At 62.5% G+C, this 19,234-nt stretch carries 21 protein-coding genes and 1 pseudogene; 14 read left to right on the forward strand and 8 right to left on the reverse strand.

The window, feature by feature from the left end; genetic code table 11:
* Positions 1-29 precede the first annotated feature (29 nt).
* Positions 30-197 carry a hypothetical protein gene (locus HB630_RS05080; RefSeq protein ID WP_213770453.1) on the reverse strand — a complete coding sequence of 56 codons (168 nt, stop codon included), beginning with the start codon at positions 195-197 and terminating at the stop codon, positions 30-32.
* Positions 198-351: 154 nt separating this feature from the next.
* Positions 352-711, reverse strand: a complete 360-nt coding sequence (gene yidD, locus HB630_RS05085) for a membrane protein insertion efficiency factor YidD (RefSeq protein ID WP_213770455.1) — start codon at positions 709-711, stop codon at positions 352-354.
* 241 nt (positions 712-952) lie between these two features.
* Between yidD and HB630_RS05090 the strand changes: the two genes are divergently transcribed.
* The gene (locus tag HB630_RS05090; protein ID WP_213770456.1) at positions 953-1,864 is read left to right on the forward strand and encodes a hypothetical protein; all 912 of its coding nucleotides are present in this window, start codon (positions 953-955) and stop codon (positions 1,862-1,864) included.
* 145 nt (positions 1,865-2,009) lie between these two features.
* Here HB630_RS05090 and HB630_RS05095 read toward each other — a convergent pair whose 3' ends face one another.
* Positions 2,010-2,507 carry an iron-sulfur cluster assembly scaffold protein gene (locus HB630_RS05095; protein ID WP_213770458.1) on the reverse strand — a complete coding sequence of 166 codons (498 nt, stop codon included), beginning with the start codon at positions 2,505-2,507 and terminating at the stop codon, positions 2,010-2,012.
* 262 nt (positions 2,508-2,769) lie between these two features.
* Here HB630_RS05095 and folE point away from each other — a divergent pair, with 262 nt between their 5' ends.
* The 5 genes from folE to HB630_RS05120 all read left to right on the forward strand — a co-directional run bounded on the left by folE (position 2,770) and on the right by HB630_RS05120 (position 8,840).
* A complete protein-coding gene (gene folE, locus HB630_RS05100; protein WP_213770459.1) occupies positions 2,770-3,495 on the forward strand; it encodes a GTP cyclohydrolase I FolE in 726 nt (241 codons plus the stop codon).
* 36 nt (positions 3,496-3,531) lie between these two features.
* Positions 3,532-3,960: a phosphoribosyl-AMP cyclohydrolase gene (hisI, locus tag HB630_RS05105; RefSeq protein WP_213770460.1), complete on the forward strand. Its 429-nt coding sequence runs from the start codon at positions 3,532-3,534 to the stop codon at positions 3,958-3,960.
* A gap of 236 nt (positions 3,961-4,196) precedes the next feature.
* Positions 4,197-5,198: a transglycosylase SLT domain-containing protein gene (locus HB630_RS05110; RefSeq protein WP_213770461.1), complete on the forward strand. Its 1,002-nt coding sequence runs from the start codon at positions 4,197-4,199 to the stop codon at positions 5,196-5,198.
* Positions 5,199-5,406: 208 nt separating this feature from the next.
* Positions 5,407-7,476 carry a phospholipase D-like domain-containing protein gene (locus HB630_RS05115; RefSeq protein WP_213770462.1) on the forward strand — a complete coding sequence of 690 codons (2,070 nt, stop codon included), beginning with the start codon at positions 5,407-5,409 and terminating at the stop codon, positions 7,474-7,476.
* A 188-nt stretch (positions 7,477-7,664) separates the two neighbouring features.
* Entirely contained in the window at positions 7,665-8,840 is a 1,176-nt protein-coding gene (locus HB630_RS05120) for a DUF2336 domain-containing protein (protein WP_213770463.1), read from the forward strand.
* A gap of 59 nt (positions 8,841-8,899) precedes the next feature.
* Here HB630_RS05120 and HB630_RS05125 read toward each other — a convergent pair whose 3' ends face one another.
* The 3 genes from HB630_RS05125 to HB630_RS05135 form a co-directional block, all read right to left on the reverse strand.
* A complete protein-coding gene (locus HB630_RS05125; protein ID WP_213770464.1) occupies positions 8,900-9,478 on the reverse strand; it encodes an Hpt domain-containing protein in 579 nt (192 codons plus the stop codon).
* A gap of 21 nt (positions 9,479-9,499) precedes the next feature.
* Positions 9,500-10,042, reverse strand: a complete 543-nt coding sequence (locus tag HB630_RS05130) for a response regulator (protein ID WP_213770466.1) — start codon at positions 10,040-10,042, stop codon at positions 9,500-9,502.
* A gap of 135 nt (positions 10,043-10,177) precedes the next feature.
* Positions 10,178-10,957, reverse strand: a complete 780-nt coding sequence (locus tag HB630_RS05135) for an NAD kinase (RefSeq protein WP_213770468.1) — start codon at positions 10,955-10,957, stop codon at positions 10,178-10,180.
* Between the two features lie 441 nt (positions 10,958-11,398).
* Here HB630_RS05135 and HB630_RS05140 point away from each other — a divergent pair, with 441 nt between their 5' ends.
* Entirely contained in the window at positions 11,399-12,904 is a 1,506-nt protein-coding gene (locus tag HB630_RS05140) for a peptidase S10 (RefSeq protein ID WP_249780696.1), read from the forward strand.
* An 89-nt stretch (positions 12,905-12,993) separates the two neighbouring features.
* Here HB630_RS05140 and HB630_RS05145 read toward each other — a convergent pair whose 3' ends face one another.
* Positions 12,994-13,542: a tetratricopeptide repeat protein gene (locus tag HB630_RS05145; RefSeq protein WP_213770469.1), complete on the reverse strand. Its 549-nt coding sequence runs from the start codon at positions 13,540-13,542 to the stop codon at positions 12,994-12,996.
* A 279-nt stretch (positions 13,543-13,821) separates the two neighbouring features.
* On the opposite strand from HB630_RS05145, the gene HB630_RS05150 reads away from it, so the two are divergent.
* The 4 genes from HB630_RS05150 (at position 13,822) to HB630_RS05165 (ending at position 16,206) form a co-directional block, all read left to right on the forward strand.
* Positions 13,822-14,100, forward strand: a complete 279-nt coding sequence (locus tag HB630_RS05150) for a hypothetical protein (RefSeq protein ID WP_213770471.1) — start codon at positions 13,822-13,824, stop codon at positions 14,098-14,100.
* Between the two features lie 357 nt (positions 14,101-14,457).
* Positions 14,458-14,832 (forward strand): hypothetical protein, encoded by a 375-nt coding sequence (locus HB630_RS05155; protein WP_213770768.1) that lies wholly within the window; start codon positions 14,458-14,460, stop codon positions 14,830-14,832.
* A 253-nt stretch (positions 14,833-15,085) separates the two neighbouring features.
* Positions 15,086-15,799, forward strand: a complete 714-nt coding sequence (locus HB630_RS05160; RefSeq protein WP_213770473.1) for an outer membrane protein — start codon at positions 15,086-15,088, stop codon at positions 15,797-15,799.
* A gap of 167 nt (positions 15,800-15,966) precedes the next feature.
* Positions 15,967-16,206: a DUF6719 family protein gene (locus HB630_RS05165; protein ID WP_213770475.1), complete on the forward strand. Its 240-nt coding sequence runs from the start codon at positions 15,967-15,969 to the stop codon at positions 16,204-16,206.
* 113 nt (positions 16,207-16,319) lie between these two features.
* Here HB630_RS05165 and HB630_RS05170 read toward each other — a convergent pair.
* Positions 16,320-16,553, reverse strand: a pseudogene (locus HB630_RS05170) (hypothetical protein); the annotation flags it as partial.
* A 738-nt stretch (positions 16,554-17,291) separates the two neighbouring features.
* On the opposite strand from HB630_RS05170, the gene minC reads away from it, so the two are divergent.
* Genes minC through minE form a run of 3 tightly spaced genes read left to right on the forward strand, consistent with a single transcriptional unit; the run spans position 17,292 to position 19,099 of the window.
* Positions 17,292-17,975 (forward strand): septum site-determining protein MinC, encoded by a 684-nt coding sequence (gene minC, locus HB630_RS05175; protein WP_213770477.1) that lies wholly within the window; start codon positions 17,292-17,294, stop codon positions 17,973-17,975.
* Between the two features lie 18 nt (positions 17,976-17,993).
* The gene (gene minD / locus HB630_RS05180; protein ID WP_213770479.1) at positions 17,994-18,809 is read left to right on the forward strand and encodes a septum site-determining protein MinD; all 816 of its coding nucleotides are present in this window, start codon (positions 17,994-17,996) and stop codon (positions 18,807-18,809) included.
* The gene (gene minE / locus HB630_RS05185; RefSeq protein ID WP_213770481.1) at positions 18,806-19,099 is read left to right on the forward strand and encodes a cell division topological specificity factor MinE; all 294 of its coding nucleotides are present in this window, start codon (positions 18,806-18,808) and stop codon (positions 19,097-19,099) included. Before minD ends, minE begins: the two co-directional genes overlap by 4 nt.
* Positions 19,100-19,234 lie beyond the last annotated feature (135 nt).

The following is a 19,234-nucleotide window of genomic DNA, read 5'->3' on the forward strand; positions in this document are numbered from 1 at the left end:
CAGAACCGGTACGGTCGGGCCAATCCGCCTTACCAGCGAACGCTTTGGCTCGGGACGATGAAATCCGCATGGTTCGGCGGCTCGGGATCGCGGACGTAAAACCGGTACGCGGCGACGATGACGACGATCAGGACGCAGATGGCGATCAGGTCGATCTGGCGGGGATCATGACCGTGGCGGCTGATTTTCCAGCGCATTGTTTGGCCCTCCCGAATGGAAGCGCGGGATCAATGCGAAACGCAAACGGTAGTTCCCGGCGTCGCCACGGATTTAGCTTAAGCGCAGCTATTGCGGTGCATGCCGCGCCGCTTCAAGAAAGCGCTTCAAGACAAATGACCAAAGGATTCTAATTCAATCGGAATCGGGCGCGTTGACGCCGCACCAGCGTCCGAACCGCCAGGGCAGATACCATCTTGCGCCGTCAGGCCTTGCCGACGGCACGTTGTCGATGCCCGAGGTGCCCCAGGGCTGGCAGCGCAGCAGCCGCGCCAGCGTCATCCATCCGCCGCCCCACAAGCCGAAGCGCGCGATCGCCTCGTCGGCATAGACCGAGCAGGTCGGCAGATGACGGCAATTGTAGCCGACCAGCGGCGACAGGCTGTGCCGGTAGATCCAGATCAGCGCGCGTCCGCCATTGCGCGGCAGCCGCCGCGCTGTGTTGGCGCAGTCGCAGGAAGAACGGCGGGACGAATGAAAGAATGCGTGCTTCATGCGCGGCTTGCCGAAATTGTACACAGGGATGTGCGTGGTTCCCAATCACGGAACCGGCAGGATTATGTTTTTACGCCACATTTTAAGGAAAATCGCATGTTTTACGCGGCGTTGCAGCAAGTCCCTATGGACGATCAGGAATCGTCCCGATACGTTTTTAATGACGTCAGCGTGACGAAATAAGCTGGCGTGAGCGGGACCGTCGCCACCCCGATATAGGGGTTTGCGGAAAGGAACCAAATTGACGCTCGTGAGGTCGCTTAACATTCGAGGCTGGGCGCTGTTCGGCGCCATGGCGCTTTCGATCGCACTGTACGGTGTTGCCGCGACACCAGGTCATTCCGCGCAAGCCGGCGTTGCGCCCGAGGAGCGAAAGCTGCCGATGCGTTTTAGCTGGGTCGCCTGCGAGCCCCATTGCCGCGGCTGGATCAGCGCGGTCGGCATCGTGACCCAGGACAGTCCCAAGGAGTTCGACGACTTCGCGCGTGGACGCCATCTTGCCGGCGCGACGCTGGTGCTGGATTCCAGCGGCGGTTCGGTCAACGATGCCATCGCGCTTGGGCGGCGCTGGCGCGGTCTCGGCCTGTTGACGACGGTCGGAACCAGCGTTCTCGATCACACCGCCCAAGGCGAGCGTGGAAGCATCATGCCCGACGCCTATTGCGAGTCGATGTGCGTGTTCCTGCTGCTGTCGGGCAAGACGCGCTACGTGCCCGAGGGGGCGCATGTCAGGGTGCATCAGATCTGGATGGGCGACCGCGCCGACGACGCCAAGGCGGCGAGCTATTCCGCGCAGGATTTGATGATCGTCGAACGTGACGTCGGCCGGCTCGCCAAATACACTTTCGATATGGGCGGAGCAGGCGATCTGCTGTCGCTGGCGCTCAGCGTGCCGCCGTGGGAAGATCTGCATGAATTGTCGCCGGAAGAATTGCGGCTGACCAATCTCGTCACCACCGACGCGGTGGCCGAGGTGCTGCCGCCAGCCGAAGTCACGGCGCCCGTCGCCGAGCTTTCAGCCAAGCAGGTCCAGGATCGCTTCGCCGGCGGTGCGGCGCAGGCCGAGAGTGTTTCGTCTGCCGTGAAGTCAACCAAGACGGCGGAAGCGATCGTGCCGACCGGCGGCGTCGCGGCGGCGGGCCCGGCGAAGTAGCGGCGGTCAGCCGTAGAATATGAACTCGTCATTCCGGGAGCTCGCCAGCGCGAGCAAACCCGGAATCCAGAGAGGATGCCGAGGGACACCGGGTTCGCGCGAACGCGCGCCCCGGAATGATGGCACCTTCTCAGCCGCCTTCTTTTTAGCCTTGGGCGGCGGCCGGCTGTTTCGCTTCGGCCTTGTCTGCGCCCTTATCCCCACCCTTATTCCCATTTTTGGCTTCGATCTGGCCGATCGCATCGACCACGGCATCGAAGGTCAGCATGGTCGAGGCGTGCCGCGCCTTGTAGTCGCGCACCGGTTCCAGAAAGGCGATGTCGGCCCATTTGCCTTGCGGCGGCGCGCCGTTTTCCTTCAGCATCTTGCGAACGGTCTCGCGTAACTCGCGCAATTCGCTCGCGGTCGAGCCGACGACATGGCTTGCCATGATCGACGATGAAGCCTGGCCAAGTGCGCAGGCCTTCACGTCATGGGCGAAGTCGGTGACGACGGGCCCGTCCATCTTGAGGTCGATCTTGACGGTCGAGCCGCACAGTTTGGAATGGGCAGTGGCGCTGGCGTCGGGGGTGGCGAGCCGTCCCAGCCGCGGGATATTGCCGGCCAGCTCGATGATGCGTTTGTTATAGATGTCGTTCAGCATGAGTTTGGGTCTCGAAGCCGCGGGGGATCTCGGAGCCGCGGGTCGCTGCCCCCCTGCGATCACCCTTGGCGGGCGCGGCCTGCCGTCCTATATAGGGACGGAAATGGCCAAAATACAGTCGGCCGTTTTCCGAAGTGGCCTGAGAGATGGAAACCAGCCGGTCCGCTGCGGTCTTGATATCTTGGTACTCAGGCGTCCGGCGGCAAGCCGCCCCGTCTGCCGGTGACACTCCGGTCCCAAAGGCCGGTCGAACGGAGTTGACATGGACGCTTTGATTAAATCCATCCGCCCCAACAAGCTTTCGGATGGCAAATCTGCCGATCCGAGGACGCCGGAATCGAAAATTCCCGAAGGTCGTCCCGGGGAGCTCGACCCGTCCGAGTTCCTCGCCGCCGCCGTGCGTGCGGACCAGCCGCGGCCGTCGCGCGCGGAAGCCGAACAGGCCGTCCATACGTTGCTGAACTATATCGGCGAAAACCCCGGCCGCGAGGGCCTGCTCGACACGCCGCGCCGGGTGGTGGAGGCCTTCGACGAGCTTTATCAGGGCTATCATCAGTCGCCGGCCGAGGTTCTCAACCGCACCTTTGGCGAGACAGCGGGCTATGACGATTTCGTGCTGATCCGCGACATCGAATTCACCTCGCAATGCGAGCATCACATGATGCCGTTCTATGGCAAGGCGCATATCGCCTATACGCCGGTGGAGCGGGTGGTGGGCTTGTCGAAGCTGGCGCGCCTGACCGACATCTTCGCGCGCCGCTTGCAGACCCAGGAACATCTCACCGCCCAGATCGCGGCGGCGATCGACGAGATCCTGAAGCCCCGCGGCGTTGCCGTGATGATCGAGGCGGAGCATACTTGCATGTCGGTGCGCGGCGTTGCCAAGCACGGGGCACTGACCTTCACCAGCCGCTTTACCGGCATGTTCCGCGACAATCCGGCGGAGCAGTCGCGTTTCCTGTCCATGGTGCGAGCGGCGCAGCGCTGACCGGCCCCTCGCTTGACGCTACGAGAGGCCGTTGCCGTGTCCACATCGACCGATATCCATGACCTCGAAGAGGGGCTGGCGTTCCGGCCCCGTTTCGACGCCGCCGGGCTTGTGACCTGCGTCGCCACCGACGCCGCCAGCGGCGACGTGCTGATGGTCGCCCACATGAACGACGAAGCCCTGCGCAAGACCATCGAAAGCGGCGACGCCTGGTATTTCAGCCGCTCGCGCAACGCGCTGTGGCGTAAAGGCGAAACCTCCGGCCACACCCAGCGCGTGGTCGAGATGCGGATGGATTGCGATCAGGACGCCGTCTGGATCCGCGTCGAGCAGACCGGTGCTGCCTGCCACACCGGCCGCCGCTCCTGTTTCTACCGTGCGGTCGCGGACGGCGAGGGCGGCGTGAAATTGTCGTTCGTCGATTCGAACCGGCTGTTCGATCCCAAGACGGTTTATCGCAAATAGCAGTCGTCATTCCGGGACGACGCGTCGGCGCCAGACCCGGAATCTCGCGCCATAACCTCCGGATTCCTGGCTTGCGCCAACAGGCGCTTCCCGGAATGATCTGCGAGGAAGCCCATTAACCTGCCATTAACCATAATCGCCGCAATGTGACGGTGGAGTGAGCGCCTTTTGGGAGAAGGGCGCCTCATATTCGCAAAACACACACGGGCGTTTCGCGGGGAGCGGGGCACCAACCGATGACTGTTGTCGATACTTCAAACGCTGCGGCAATGGCTGCGGCCGATCCGTCGCGCACGCGGGTTGCCGGTGCGATCAAGCAGGCCGCCAACACCACCGGCACCAGCTTCCAATATCTGCTCACCACCGCGAAAATGGAATCCGACTTCAATCCGCAGGCGAGCGCTTCGACCTCGTCGGCGAGCGGATTGTTCCAATTCATCCAGCAGACCTGGCTCGGCACCGTGAAGGAAGCGGGTTCGCTGCTCGGCTACGGCAAATATGCCGACGCCATCAACAAATCCTCCTCCGGCGACTATTCGGTCAGCGACCCCTCCGCGCGAAACGAGATCATGAAGCTGCGCGACGATCCCGTCGCCAGTTCGGCGATGGCAGGCGTCCTGACGCAATCCAACAGTTTCAAGCTCACCGGCATGATCGGCCGCCGCCCGACCGATGCCGAACTTTATATGGCGCATTTCATGGGCGCCGGCGGCGCCGCGAAGCTGATATCGAGTGCGGAAGACGACCCGCAGGCTTCGGGCGCGCAATTGTTTCCGAACGCCGCCGCTGCAAACCGCTCGATCTTTTACGACAGCTCCGGGCGCGCGCGCACCGTCTCCGAAGTCTATTCGGTGCTGACGTCACGCTACGCCGCCGCCGCCAATTCGTCGACGACGCGCAGCGCGATGGCGGCGGTCGGCGATACGCCCGGCAGTACGGCAGTCGCCAGTGCGGCTCCGCCAGCGGCGGCGATCGACAACGCCGCCTATCTGTCGAGTTTTCCAAACGCCGCTGCGCCCGTCACGAGCGCATCGGCATCAACCAATGTTTCCTCGTCAGCGGGGATGAGTTTCCGTTCGCTGTTCCAGGTCGACGAACGGACCCAGCCGGTCTCGCCGACCATTCAGAAATTGTGGGGCGCCACGGCGTCGACCGACGATTCGTCCTCGGCATCCGATGTCGGCGCGCCGCAGCCGCTTGATCTCTTCAGCGATCGCAACGGCACGTTCAGCAGCTAAGCGGCCGCCTTCGCGATCGCCGGTTCGCATCAAGAAAACCCATCAAGACAAAGGACAAAGACACGGTTCTGATTCCATCGGAACCGTACACGCAGCCGGCCGTTCAAGACCGCTTTATGACAGCTGCGTGTATTCAAAATATTGTACAACCTTGAATAGATAGCTAGGTTCGCGGCCAAGCTTGTGTCTGCTGCGGCAGGAGTTGGCCATGTCCATGGATGTAAAAGTCTACGACAACGGCGATCATACATGCGTTGTGTGGTTGCCCGTTGACGGCAAGCCGATTCCGCAATGCCGGGGCTTCACGATCCACCGCCTGTTGAAAAACGACGCCAAGAGCACCGAAAACTATTTGCACGGTTTTGTCGGATTTTCCGACGACGACACGCTCGATGCCGCGGCGCCGTGGAAGTTCGCGCTCCAGCGCTACATGTGGTGGGACTACGGCGTGTCGCCCGGCGACGTCGTGCAGTATTCGGTGGTGCCGGTGGTGGGGCCGGACAAGGATCATCTGCAATTGTCGACGGCCGCGGCGAGCGCCTTGACGCCGCCGATGACGGTTTCTGGCCGCGCGACATCAAACGTGTCGGCCTACTTCAACAAGGGGATCGTGGCGGCGCAGTGGGTCTCGCGGGCGCTTGGGGCGCTCGGCAAGAATCCAAAGATTGCCGACCTGATTGCCGATACCCGGCCTCCGCATGACGGGCTTCCGGGTAACGCGCTGAGAAACGAATTGAGCGGGCTTCTGCGTCTGCAGTTGCTCGCGATGCTCGACGAGGTGAAGAGCAATAATGGCGAGATCTACGCGGCTCTGTATGAACTCAACGATCCCGAATTGTTGGATCGCCTCAAGGCGCTCGGCCAGAAATGCCACCTGATACTGGCGAACGGCGCCTTCAGGCCGCCAGCCAATGACGAGAACAAGCAGGTTCGCGCGCAGCTGAAGGGTGTTGTCGACCTGCATAACCGTCTGGTGACGGGCAGGCATTTTGCGCACAACAAATTCGTCGTCTGCTGCGATGCGAAAGGAAAGCCGCAGCGGGTCCTTTCCGGCAGCACCAACTGGACCATGACCGGGCTCTGCACGCAGGCCAATAACGGCATCATCGTCGACGATCCGGATCTGGCGGCGGATTTCCTCGCCGAATGGAATCTGTTGAAGGATGCCGGAAATGCCTATCCGCCGAGCCTCGCTGCGGCCAACTCGAAAGCGAAAACGTTCCAGATCGATGGCGGCGCCATTACCCAATGGTTCGCGCCGACCAGGGTCGGGGAAGATCTCGATTATGCGCGCCAGCTGATCAACGCCGCGAAACAGGGCATCCTGTTCCTGTTCTTCAATCCGGGCGCGTTCGTCGCGCCGGGAAAGCCGGAAGAGAAATGGACGCTGCTGCAAAACATCCTGTTCCGGCATCATCAGGGCACCGCCAATTTCGACGACGGGCTTTATATCCGCGGCGTCGTGAACCAGGAGATCGCCAATCTCACCACGGAGTCGAAAGGCAAAGCCGGGCCATCGACGCACGCGGCGCTCGATCCGTCATCCGGCACCCCGGTCACGCTGTTCAAAGGCGGCAAGCAGCCGCCGCAGCACCTCGGCTACGAGTCGATGGTGCCCAAGAACATCAAGGACGTCTTTCACAACTGGGCCACGGAAATCCTGGGCGCCGGTGTTCACATTCACAGCAAGGTCATCGTGCTCGATCCTTTCGGCGACAAGCCGGTGGTGATGACCGGATCGCATAATCTCGGCTACAAGGCCTCGACCGCCAATGACGACAACCTGATGATCATCGAAGGCAATGCGCCGCTTGCGGCGGCGTATGCGGTCAACATCATCGCGATCTACCAAGCCTATCGCTGGAACGCCTATGTCGAGGCGCACCGGCAGGATCCGAAGGTCTGGCACGGCCTCGTGGACAATGACTCCTGGCAGGACAGCTTTCTTGCCGGCGAGGATCTGGCCGAAATCCGGTTTTGGCTTGGATTGCATCAGCCGGCTGCGGGCATGACAGTTGCGTCGTCCGTAGCTGGTGTGCCGGTACACACAACACCTGTTGCAGACGATGGAGGGCCAGCGCCGGGGAAGACTTCGTCGGCGAAGAAAACGACGGGGGCGAGAAAGAAGGCGTCAGTCAAAAAGAAGCCGGTGAAGAAAGCCGCGGCGAGAAAGAAAGCGCCGGCCAAACGGAAGGCGCCTGCGAAAAAGAAGAAGGCTGCGACAAAAAACAAGCGCGCCGCGAAAGCGAAGAAGGCAAAGAAATCGAACAGGCGGTGATGTCCGGCCATCCGGCATACAGGGCAGGCGAGCCTGTTCAAGCCGTTCGAAACGTCCTCGCACCCTTAATAAAACGTCAATAAAACCAGCCGGTTATGGTGAACGCTTTGTTAAGCGTCATGGTTTATTTTATCTGACGGTGGCGCCTGCATCACGGCGCTTTTGAAGTCGCGTAAGCCGGCAGGGGCATGATCGTTCGGCAATTTATCAGCTGGGTAAGGACGGCTCCGGCAGGGGAGCGGTCCGAGGCTACACGGGCCTTGGCCCGGGCCTGGCTCATTTCGGATTTGACCTCCGAGGATCGGGCCGCCGCCGAAGGCGCGCTGCTGATGCTGCTCGACGACACCTCGCCGCTGGTGCGTCAGGCGATGGCCGAAGTGTTCGCGCGCAGCATGGATGCGCCGGCGGCGATCGTCCGGGCGCTATCGACCGACCAGCCGTCGGTGGCGATTCCGGTCCTCGAACATTCGCCGCTGCTGATCGACGCCGATCTGGTGGACATCGTCGCGACCGGCGATAGCGCGATGCAATGCGCGATCGCGCGCCGCATCAATCTTCCGGCCTCGGTCGGTGCGGCGATTGCGGAAGTCGGCAGCGCCTCGGCGGCGCTTGAACTGATCGAAAACCCCCACGCTGAACTCGCGCCGTTTTCCTGGGACCGCATCGTCGAGCGTCACGGCCAACTCGCCGCGATCAGGGAAGCCATGCTGGTGCTGGAAGATCTACCCGCGGCGACGCGGGCAGCGCTGGTCGCCAAACTCTCGGACACGCTGGCGCAATTCGTCGTTGCCCGCAATTGGCTGAGCCCCGACCGGGCGGGCCGGATCGCAAGTGAAGCGCGCGACCGCTCGACGGTGAATATCGCGGCGTCTTCGCGCGGCGACGACATGCAGGGGCTGGTGCAGCATCTGCGCGTCACCGGCCAGCTTACCGCGGGATGGATCCTGCGGGCGCTGCTGTCCGGCAATCTCGAATTGTTCGATCACGCGCTCGCCGAACTGTCCGGCTTGCCGCCGGCCCGCGTCTCCGCGCTGCTCCACGACCGCAGTGGTGCCAGCCTGCAGGCGCTGCTGTCGCGCGCCGGCTTGCCGGAATCGACCTTCGCCGCGTTCCGCGTGGCGCTCGAAGCGAGCCATGAAATCGGTTTCGTCGACACCGTCGATGGGGCGGCAAGGTTGCGCCGCCAGATGGTCGAACGCGTGCTGACGCATTGCGAGAGCGACGGGCAGGCGGCCGGGCCGTTATTGATCCTGTTGCGGCGCTTCGCCACGGAATCGGCGCGGGAAGAAGCGCGCATGTTCTGCGACGAACTGGTCGCGGACGACGCCATTGCGCCGATACCGTATGATTTGATCGCGGCTTGATTTCCACGCGCTCGTCGTCGTCGTTGCGAAAGCGAGAACGGCGAGAAACGCCGCCAGTCTCACTCCGTCGGCACGATGCTCGGGGCTAGGATCGCTTCGAGATGTTCGGGGCGGTCGCGGTTGGCGTGCGTGAGATATTCGTCCGTGATGCCGCGCAATCTCCGGCTCAACGCGTTGGAGGTTGCTACGGTGTCGAGCTTGGTGCGTTCGCGCACGATCGCCTCGATGGCGTTGATGTGATGGTTGATCAGCTCGGCCGGAACCTTGCCGAGATCGGGGGCATGCTCGATGATCCGGCACAGGCTTTCGGCGGCAATGCCGGCGGACGGGTAGCCGAACGTCGCGGCGTCGCCCTTGATATCGTGAGCCGCGCGAAACAGTTCCTCGCTGGTGGCCTTGGTAAAGCCCTCCTTGAGGGCCGCGGCGTGAGCGGCGGCGAGCCGGTCGGTTTCGACGATCATCCACGTCTTGAACTCGCCGGAGAGCCCGGCCAGGGCCTTTTCCGCGCGCGCGACCGGATCGTCGAGATCGGTCTCGGCCATGCGGCGCAGCACCTTGCGCAGGGGATTGGGCTGAGTGATCACGTGATGATCGGCGAAGGCCTTGATCTCGATCGGCGCGGGCTTGTTTTTGGCCATCAGAATTTCCTCGGCGCTGCGTTAGATCGCGGAACGTGCCTTGTCGAGCAATGACGGCTGCTGCAACACTTCCATTTCGCCGCCGACGCGGCGCTCGGGGCCGATATAGGCGGCGGTGTTGCGGCGGCGGTCCGGGCCGAAATAGGTTTTGGTCTTGATGAACGGACGCGGGTTGGCGACGACGTTCATGATGCGCTGATAGAGCGCCTTGGCCGAGATCGGCTTGGCGAGGAATTCCGTCACGCCGGCATCGCGTGCCACCGTGACGCGGCGCTTCTCGGAATGGGCGGTGAGCATGATGATCGGCGCAAACGGATTGCCCTTGGACTCCGGTTGCCGGATCATCTGCGAAAGTTCGAGGCCGTCGAAAATCGGCATCGACCAGTCGGTGATGACGATGTCGGGAATGTAATGGGTGTACATTTCGAGCGCGGTCGCGCCGTCCTCTGCCTCATAGACCTCGCGTGCGCCGAAGGAATGCAGCAGCGTGCGCAAAATGCGCCGCATGTGCGGATTGTCGTCGCACACGAGAAATCGGAGCTTGTTGAAATCGATGCGGAACATGGCACGGCTCTAAACCGGTATCGGACGTCCCGATATACCCCGAGTTAACCATATGCCGCGCACCGTTAACGAAGGGTTGCGATCGGTCTTTTTTGCTCGCCGCGTTGAAGTGGAGAGAAGCGGGAGCGCGGGCGTTCAGTAGCCGAATTGTTCGCTCAGGATCCGCTCTTCCAGGCTGTGGCCGGGATCGAACAGCATCCGCATCGAAATGGTCTTGTCGGAAAGCACCTCGACCCGGCGGACATCGCGGACCTCGTCGTGGTCGGCGACGGCGGCGACCGGCCGTTTGTCGCCTTCGAGCACCTCGATGACGACGAAGGCGGTGTCGGGGAGCAGCGCGCCGCGCCAGCGCCGCGGGCGGAAGGCGCTGATCGGGGTCAGCGCCAGCAGCGCCGCGTTGATCGGCAGGATCGGCCCCTGCGCAGAGAGATTGTAAGCGGTCGACCCCGCGGGCGTCGACACCAGGACGCCGTCGGCGATCAATTCCGACATGCGTTCGCGCTCATCGATCAGGATCTTCAGGCGCGCCGCCTGATAGGTCTGGCGGAACAGCGCGACTTCGTTGATGGCGTGATGCAGGTGTACCTGGTCGTGAACATCGGTGGCGCGCATCAAGAGCGGATGGATCACCGATTCCCGCGCCGCAGCCAGGCGCGCGTGGAGGTCGTGGGTGCTGTACTCGTTCATCAGGAAGCCGACGGTGCCGCGATGCATGCCGTAGATCGGCTTGTCCGAACGCATGTAGCGGTGCAGCGTTTGCAGCATCAATCCATCGCCGCCGAGCGCCACCACGACGTCGGCGTCGGCGGAATCATGATTGCCGTAGATTTTCTCCAGTTCCGCAAGCGCCTGCTGGGCTTCCACGCTGCCGCTCGCGACAAAGGCGATCCGGTCATATCGCTGGGACGTGGTCATGGGATCGCAAGCTCATGTTAGCGCGGATGGAGGCGGTTGCGCCGGGGTCGTCTATAGGCCCGGGCTGTACCTGTCGAGATAGCCAGCCTGCCAGAAGAATGTCACCGTTTGTACAATGTCCTGAATGGGCTTTCGAGCGGGGTGGTTACCGCTTCGCGTGAAGAAAATGCGTCAAAACAGAAGATCGGAGCCCGGTTTGATCGGAATCAAGCGGGCCCTCGATATCGGCGTTAACGCAAATTGCGGGTTTGCCGGTCACGTCCGGTTGTCGCAATTTTGAGCAGAATAACCGGTTAAAAGCCGCCATGCTTGATACTTGGCCAAAGGGACTGGCCAAAGGGCGGGGCCGAGGAGAGGAATGAAAGAGGAATGAATATGGCTGCCGCCTTCATTGTTACCCGTAGCACCCGCTTCGCGCTCGCGCTTGTGGCATTTTCTTTTATGGCGAATGCTCGCGCGCAGGATGCGCCGCAGCCGTCCGAATCCTCATCCGCCGCGGCGCCTTCGGCCCAGAGGCCTGAGGGAAGAGGCGAGCGCGCCAATGTTTCCGCTTCGCTGGCCGCGGCCGAGCAACATCGCCTGCCGCCGGATTCCACGACCAAGCAGACCGTGGTGCTTCCGGGGCGCACGCTGGATTTCTCGGCGACCGCAGGCTCGATCCGCCTGTTCAACGACAAGGGCGAGCCGCAGGCCGACATCGCTTACACCGCCTATCAACTGGATGGCGCCGATCCGGCGACCCGGCCGGTGACTTTCATTTTCAATGGCGGGCCGGGCGCGGCCTCCGCCTATCAGCAGCTCGGCAATGCCGGGCCGTGGCGGCTGCCGATCACCGGCGCTGCCGCGGTCTCCTCCGCCTCGCCCGGTCTCGAGTCCAACGCCGAGACCTGGCTCGATTTCACCGATCTCGTCTTCATCGATCCCGTTGGCACCGGCTACAGCCGTTTCATTGTGACCGATGAAGACGCACGCAAGCGCTTTTTCTCGACCCAAGGCGATGTCAGTTCGATTGCGCTGACGATCCGCCGCTGGCTGGAAAAATCGAACCGCTTGCTGTCTCCGAAATTCGTCGCCGGTGAAAGCTATGGCGGCATCCGCGGGCCGCGGGTGGTGCGCGAGCTGCAAGTGCATCAGGGGGTCGGGGTGAAGGGCCTCATCCTGATATCTCCTGTGCTCGACTTCCGCGAATTCTCCGGCTCCAGCCTGCTGCAATATGTCGCGAGCCTGCCGACGATGGCTGCGGTGGCGCGAGAAGCCAAGGGGCCGGTGACCCGGACCGATATGGCCGACGTCGAGCACTATGCGCGCGGCGATTTCCTGAACGATCTGGTCAAGGGCGAGGCGGATACCGACGCTACGACGCGCCTTGCCGACCGCGTGGCCGCATTGACCGGGATCGATCAGGCGGTGAGCCGCAGGCTCGCCGGGCGTTTCGATGTCGACGAATTCCGCCGCGAATTCGACCGGCGCGCAGGCAAGGTGACGGGACGCTACGACGCGTCGGTATTGGGCTTCGATCCCGATCCGGATTCGAGCTCCTTTAATTTCGAGGATCCGTCCGGCGAACCCCTGATCGCGCCGCTGACCAGCGCGGTAGTCGATCTCACCACGCGCAAGCTCAACTGGCGGCCGGATGGCTCCTATCGCTTGCTCAACCTGGAGGTCAACAAGGATTGGAATTACGGCCGCGGCATCAATCCCGTGGAGTCGATCTCGCAGTTGCGCCAGATTCTTGCGCTCGATCCCAAGCTGAAGCTGCTGGTCGGGCATGGGCTGTTCGATCTCGCGACACCCTATTTCGGTTCGCAGATCCTGCTCGATCAATTGCCGGCCTACGCATCACCGGAGCGGGTGAAGCTCGTGGTCTATCCCGGCGGGCACATGTTCTATTCGCGTGACGCCTCGCGCCGGGCGTTTCGGACCGAGGTCGAAGCGCTGATGAAATGAAGCTGAACGGGATGCCCGATTTCATGGCAGCCCAAAATAAAACCGGCGCAGCCCCAAGGACTGCGCCGGTTTGTTCGATTCCGTTGCGATCAGTAAACGAGGCCGGTGCCGGGGGGGTTTGCCATGGCTTCGGCCAGCGAGCGGTATTCCGGGCTGTCGGTGCCGGCCAGGGAAGCGATCTTGTTCAGGTGATATTGCGCCTGTTCGCGATTGCCCTGTTCGAGCTGCCACAGGCCGTAATACTGCCAGGTCTTGAGGTGGTTCGGATCGGCCTGGAGTGCGCGCTCGTACCAGACCTGCGAGAGCTTGTAGTCGCCGAGCTTGCGATAGGAGTAGCCAATCAGGTTGGCGACGGCGGCGTTGTCGTCGTGACCGAGCGCTTTCAACTGATCGATGGCGGACGTGTAGTCATGGCGATCGTAGATGGTGGTGTAGGCGGTATGATAGCCCGAGACGAAACGCGGATCGTTCAGGCTTGAACTCTTGTCGTCGCTCTTCTTCTTGCCCTTCTTGCTGCTCGACGCCGGCGGCGACGGATTGTCGTCGCCTGCGGCATAGGCCGCTGTGATCGCCGGCACGGCAACCAGCGTTGTTGAGACAAGGGCCAACATCAAAAACCTGATCGCGGATTTGCGCATGCATCTCTCCCGAATTTCCAATGCAACGATCCTACACCGAAGCCTATGGGTGTGAACCCCTCGCGGGTGGAGACATTCCCGAGCGAGCGTCACAATTTGTTCAGCCTGCCGGCCAGGTTCGGCCGGCCGCCGCAACGTGACGAAACCGTCATGCAGATGAACGAAGCCTGCTGTTGCGCTTCAGGATGGGTTCAGCGCGGGGCGGGTAGGGTCGCCCGATACGATCGGCGAGCCCGGCCATCCGGCCGTCACCCCCGCGATCACCACCAGGAGATCATCATGTTGAAGACCATTTCGGCCGCGCTGCTGGCCGTTGCCGTTCTCGCCGCGCCTGCCGTCTCGCCCGCCGCGGCTGCCACCGTCAAGACCACGCATGCGCCAGCGGTCAGGACCGGACAAATGAAGCCGAGCGTGCTGAACGCCAATGCCAAAATGGAGCGGCATCATCGCAAGCACTACCGGCATCATCGTTTCCACAAGAAGATCGGTGCGTTGAAGACGCATGAATTCTCCAAGGTCACCGCCAAGCATGTGACGCTTCCCGTCAAGCGCGGCTGATGTTGAACCGCGGGCGCGCGGTTGTTTCACGTTGCCCCGCCGCCGCCTGCGGTATCAAGACGGCCCGCGCCATTGCTTCCCCAATGGTCGCGGGCCGGCTTTTTAATCACCGAGAGACGAATTCCATTTCGCCGGGGGACGGTCTATAGCGTTTTCGAACGAAGGCCTGCCCCGGACTTGGGTAGCGGGGTGGCTTTGCGGTTGGCGCGAAGAAAACGCGTTAAAACAAAACATGAGCTTCGGTTCTAATTCCATCAGAACCGCAAGGTCTCAAGCATTCGCAAGCGGCAAATCGGGGACGACAGGTTGCGTGTGAAGACATCGGCGAAATGCGCGGCGATCCTGTTGTTGCCGGTGATGCTGACTGCCTGCGCAAGCGGCGAGGGCGGCAGCTTCAGCTATAGCGGCGACCGCGATAACGCTGTCCAGCCCTTTCCCGCCAACTACCGCGTCGAATTGCTGGCGTTTCTGCGGACCTATCTCAACAATCCGGTCGGTGTGCATGATGCCGTCATGGCCGAGCCGGTGCAGCGCACCGTCGGCGGGCGGCAGCGCTATGTCAGTTGCCTGCGGTTTTCGGCGCAGGACACCGACGGCAGCTACCGCGAGCCGCGCGAGCGTGCCGTGGTCTATGTCGATGGCCGGCTGGATCATATCGTCGACAAGGCCGCAGACGTCTGTGCGGGCGCGGTCTATGCGCCGTTTCCGGAGCTGGAAAAGCTGACGCGCTGAGATCGGCTCTTGAGATCATGGACGGCCGCGCGCCGTTTTGCCGCAACAATCAATCACTTTTCGGCGAGGCGTTGAACCGGAACTTTAACCGCCCGACACCGCTTATAGCTGTGTTGAGCGGGATCAAAACGGTTTGGCAGCGGGGCGCTATGGTTATGGAACGTTGGCGCACTGGCGTTGCCGCGAAGCAACCAAATTGAGGCCACGTTGTTTAATGAGGGTCGGATATGACGACCATAATGGGGATCTGCTCATGAAAAGAATTCTGCTCGGAACGGCCGCTGTCTTTGTGTTGGCGGCTCCGGCATTCGCGGCCGACTTGCCCGCGCGCACCTATACGAAGGCGCCTGCCTATACGCCGCCGGAGGCGGTCTATAACTGGACCGGCTTCTATATCGGTGGCCATGTCGGCGGCGCTTTCGCTGGCAACGATGCCCTGGAAGGCAGCGACGGCCGCTTTTTCGGCGGCGTGCAGGGCGGCTTCGATTATCAGTTCGCCCCCAACTGGGTGATCGGCGCTGAAGCCCAATATAGCTGGCTTGCGAATAACAGCGGTTCGGGCGTCGCGTTTCCGGCCGGCACGGTCATAACCGGCAATAGCGACCAGCTCGGCTCGGCCACCGGCCGGATCGGTTATACTTGGGGCCCGGCGCTGGTCTATGCCAAGGGCGGTTATGCTTGGCGCGACAACCCCAATGTCGGCGTCGCCTTCGCGGGTACGCCGGTGGATTTCACCACCGACGGCAACCATAAGGACGGCTACACCGTCGGCGCCGGGCTCGAATACATGTTCGCCCCGAACTGGTCGGCCAAGATCGAGTACCAATATTACAACTTCGGCAATACGACCTTCACCGGTGGACCCGCAGAGATTGTCGGATCCCGCTTCCGGGACGACGAGCACACCGTCAAGGCCGGCCTGAACTATCGCTTCGGCTGGGGCGGCCCGGTTGCCGCCCGGTACTGACCGGGAGGCCGCCATTTCACCCGAAACAAGGTCGGCTTTCCCGCCGGCCTTGTTTTTTGGCCGGAGGGCGCGGGCGGGCCGCTTTGGTAAAAAATAATTTTCGCCATCGGTGAAAATTTTACACGAGATCGATTATGGTGCTGTCCGCCGGTTGGTGGACAACGAACATGCGTGCTTTGGCGTTAGGGCTGATTTTCTCGGCGGTTGCCCTGCCGTGTCTTGCCCAGACTATCCTGAAATCCGAACCTCTCGCCCTCGCGCCCTATGAGGTCGCCTTCGTGCAGGACGCGTCCTGTCCGTCCGGGAAGGTCCTCAAGGTCACCGGCGCGATCCGGGGGCTTCACCGCAGGAAGGCCTGCGTCGCGCTCGCCGCTGAACAGGCGTCGCTTGCGGTGGCGACGCCTTAGGCCTGCTTTTTCGGCGTTGCCTCAGGGGACCGGGTGGGGTGGGTCAGCGCAGCGGAATCTCGCACTTGGGAAGCTCGCAACGGGGAATCTCGCATTTGGGAACGGAGCCGAAATTCCAGCGGGGCCTCGCGCTCGGCTTCGGCCTGGTTCTTGGCGGGATCTTCCTGCGGATCGAGTGAGCAGGGCCTGATCTCGTAGCCATTGTCGAGCACCGGCCGGAGAGGCTTTTCCCCCTCCGAGACCGTGTCAACCACGAGCCCGCTCCGCCGCGCGAGCTTCCAGACATCCGCTTCGGTCGGATAGGCCTTGCTTAGCCTGGCCTCATTGCAGAACAGCGCGTAGGGCATCGGACAAGCTCCGGGCTCTCTTTTTGTTTTGATGCGTTTTCTTGCCGTGAATCGGAATCCGCCCCGCTATCCAGGCCCGAGGCGGCTTCGCTTGAAAGCGCCATAAACCGGCTCAACGCCTTGGAGGCAGATCGGGTTTCGGCGCTGGCGGAGATAATGGTTCACGCCGGGGTGACATTTCATATCCAAGCGAGTCGCGGCGGCCGGCTGGCCGGGAGTCCCTGAGTCGTAAACGAGTCCTGAATCCCGCAAAAAATATCATCCGAGACTCCCGGACTAGAATCGCCGGATGTTTTCGGCATGACGGGAACGATCCTCCAGACCTCCTGTGAACGCCTGCACGTCGCCCTCGCGGTGGTGCTGCTGGGAGCCTGCGCGGCCAATCTGGCGCTGATATGCGCCTGGCTATAGAGTATGACCCGGAAAAGTGGGAACCGGCTTTCCCTCGCGACAAACGCGGAACGCGCTTGCGAGGAGATCGTGATCCGATCAGATTGAGTCGGAGCGTGATTTAGGCGCCCGTTGGCCCGGCCGTTATTCCCCGGTCACGCGACCTCCCGCTGCCGCGTCGTCGCCTTTGCTCGGACATCCCGATCGCTTCCGCGCCTTCATCGGCTTCCCAGGCCCGTGCCGGGGCCGTCGTACCGATCGTCACCAAACTGAAATCATTAACCCTCCGTTAACCAAGATCGCCCAATCCTTAACGAAATTAACGATCGGGAAGCGAGTCGAGCAGTCATGAGCGCCACGGCGGAGCCACAACGTCAGCTATTACGCTTTCGCGGCCGGTCTTTTGTCGCCTTCGTGTTTTCTCCGGTCGTCCCGATCATGGGCTGGCTCGAAGAGCTGGACGCCACGCTGGCGCGCTCGCCGGGGTTTTTCGCCGGACGGCCGGTGGTGCTCGATCTCTCGGCGCTCGAACTCAGCCAATCCGCCATTGCCCACCTCATCGCGAGCCTTCAGGAACGCAGTATCCGCGTCCTCGGAATCGAGGGCGTCGACGAAGCCCAGCTCGGTTCGGGCATGCCGCCGGTGCTGACCGGCGGCCGTCAGTGTTCGGTCGAGGACGCCAGGCCGAAAACCAAGGCGCCGTCCGGCTCACTGCTGCTTGAGACGCCGGTGCGATCGGGACAGTCGATCGTGTTCACGGAAGGCGACGTGACGGTGCTGGGTTCGGTCGGCTCTGGCGCGGAGATCGTCGCCGGCGGCTCCATCCATGTCTACGGGACGCTGCGCGGCCGCGCGATGGCCGGCGTCAATGGCAATTCGTCGGCGCGGATCTACTGCCAGAAGATCGAAGCCGAACTGCTCGCGATCGACGGTTATTACCAGACCGCGGACGAGATCGACGGCAGGCTAAGGAACAAGCCGGCTCAAGCGTGGCTTGACGGCAATATCATGAGAATCACACCGCTGAACTGAGTGAGGGAGGAGTTAAGGATGGCCAAGGTATTGGTCGTGACGTCAGGCAAAGGCGGCGTTGGAAAGACCACATCGACAGCCGCGCTTGGCGCGGCGCTGGCGCAAAACGGCGAGCGGGTCGTTGTCGTGGACTTCGACGTCGGCCTGCGCAATCTCGACCTGGTCATGGGCGCGGAACGGCGGGTGGTGTTCGATCTCATCAATGTGGTGCAGGGCGTCGCGAAGCTGTCGCAGGCGCTGATCCGCGACAAGCGCCTGGAAAATCTGTGGCTGCTTCCGGCGTCGCAAACCCGGGACAAGGATGCCCTGACCGACGACGGTGTCCGGCGCATCATTGCCGACCTGCGAACCAAGTTCGACTGGGTGATCTGCGACAGTCCCGCGGGTATCGAGCGCGGGGCGACGCTTGCAATGCGTTACGCGGACGAAGCCGTGATTGTGACCAATCCCGAAGTGTCGTCGGTGCGGGATTCCGACCGTATCATCGGCATGCTCGACTCCAAGACCGCAAGGGCCGAGCGGGGTGAGCGGGTGACCAAGCACGTGCTGATCACCCGTTATGATTCCGCGCGCGCGATGCGCGGCGAGATGCTCGGCATCGACGATATTCTCGACATCCTCGCGACGCCGCTTCTGGGCATCATCCCCGAGAGCCAGGACGTGCTGCGGGCGTCGAATATCGGATCGCCCGTTACCCTCAACAACGCGGCCAGCGCGCCGGCGCGCGCCTATTTCGACGCGGCGCGGCGTCTGAATGGCGAGGATGTCGCCATGACGGTGCCGGTCGAGCGCAGGGGCTTCATGAACCGGTTGCTGGGACGGAGGGCGGCATGAGCTTGAGCTTGATGCGGCTGCTCGGGCGCCGCACCGGCAGCGCGCCGGTTGCCCGGGAAAGGTTGCAGATCCTGCTCGCGCATGAGCGAGGGATGCGCGGCCAGCCGGATCTGGTGGGGATCTTGCGGGAAGAGATCCTGGCCGTGGTCTCTCGGCATGTCACGCTCGACCCGGATAAGGTGCTGGTCAAAATGGATCGCGGCAAAAGCGTATCGACGCTCGAAGTCGATATCGAACTGCCGCACGGATTCGAGCAGCGGACCCGGCTGCCGGCCAATCAGCTGGCGTGACCTGACAGGCAGGGCCGTTTGGCCTGAAAATGGGACAAGGATAAGCTTGATCCCGGCGGCCTCTACCGGCGTTTGTTCATCCTGTGTCTCAAGCGCCGTCGCCGGCGAGCCCCAATATTGACGGTGTTTTCGAGC

The sequence above is a fragment of the Bradyrhizobium sp. dw_78 genome (assembly GCF_018449525.1).
GTDB lineage: Bacteria > Pseudomonadota > Alphaproteobacteria > Rhizobiales > Xanthobacteraceae > Bradyrhizobium.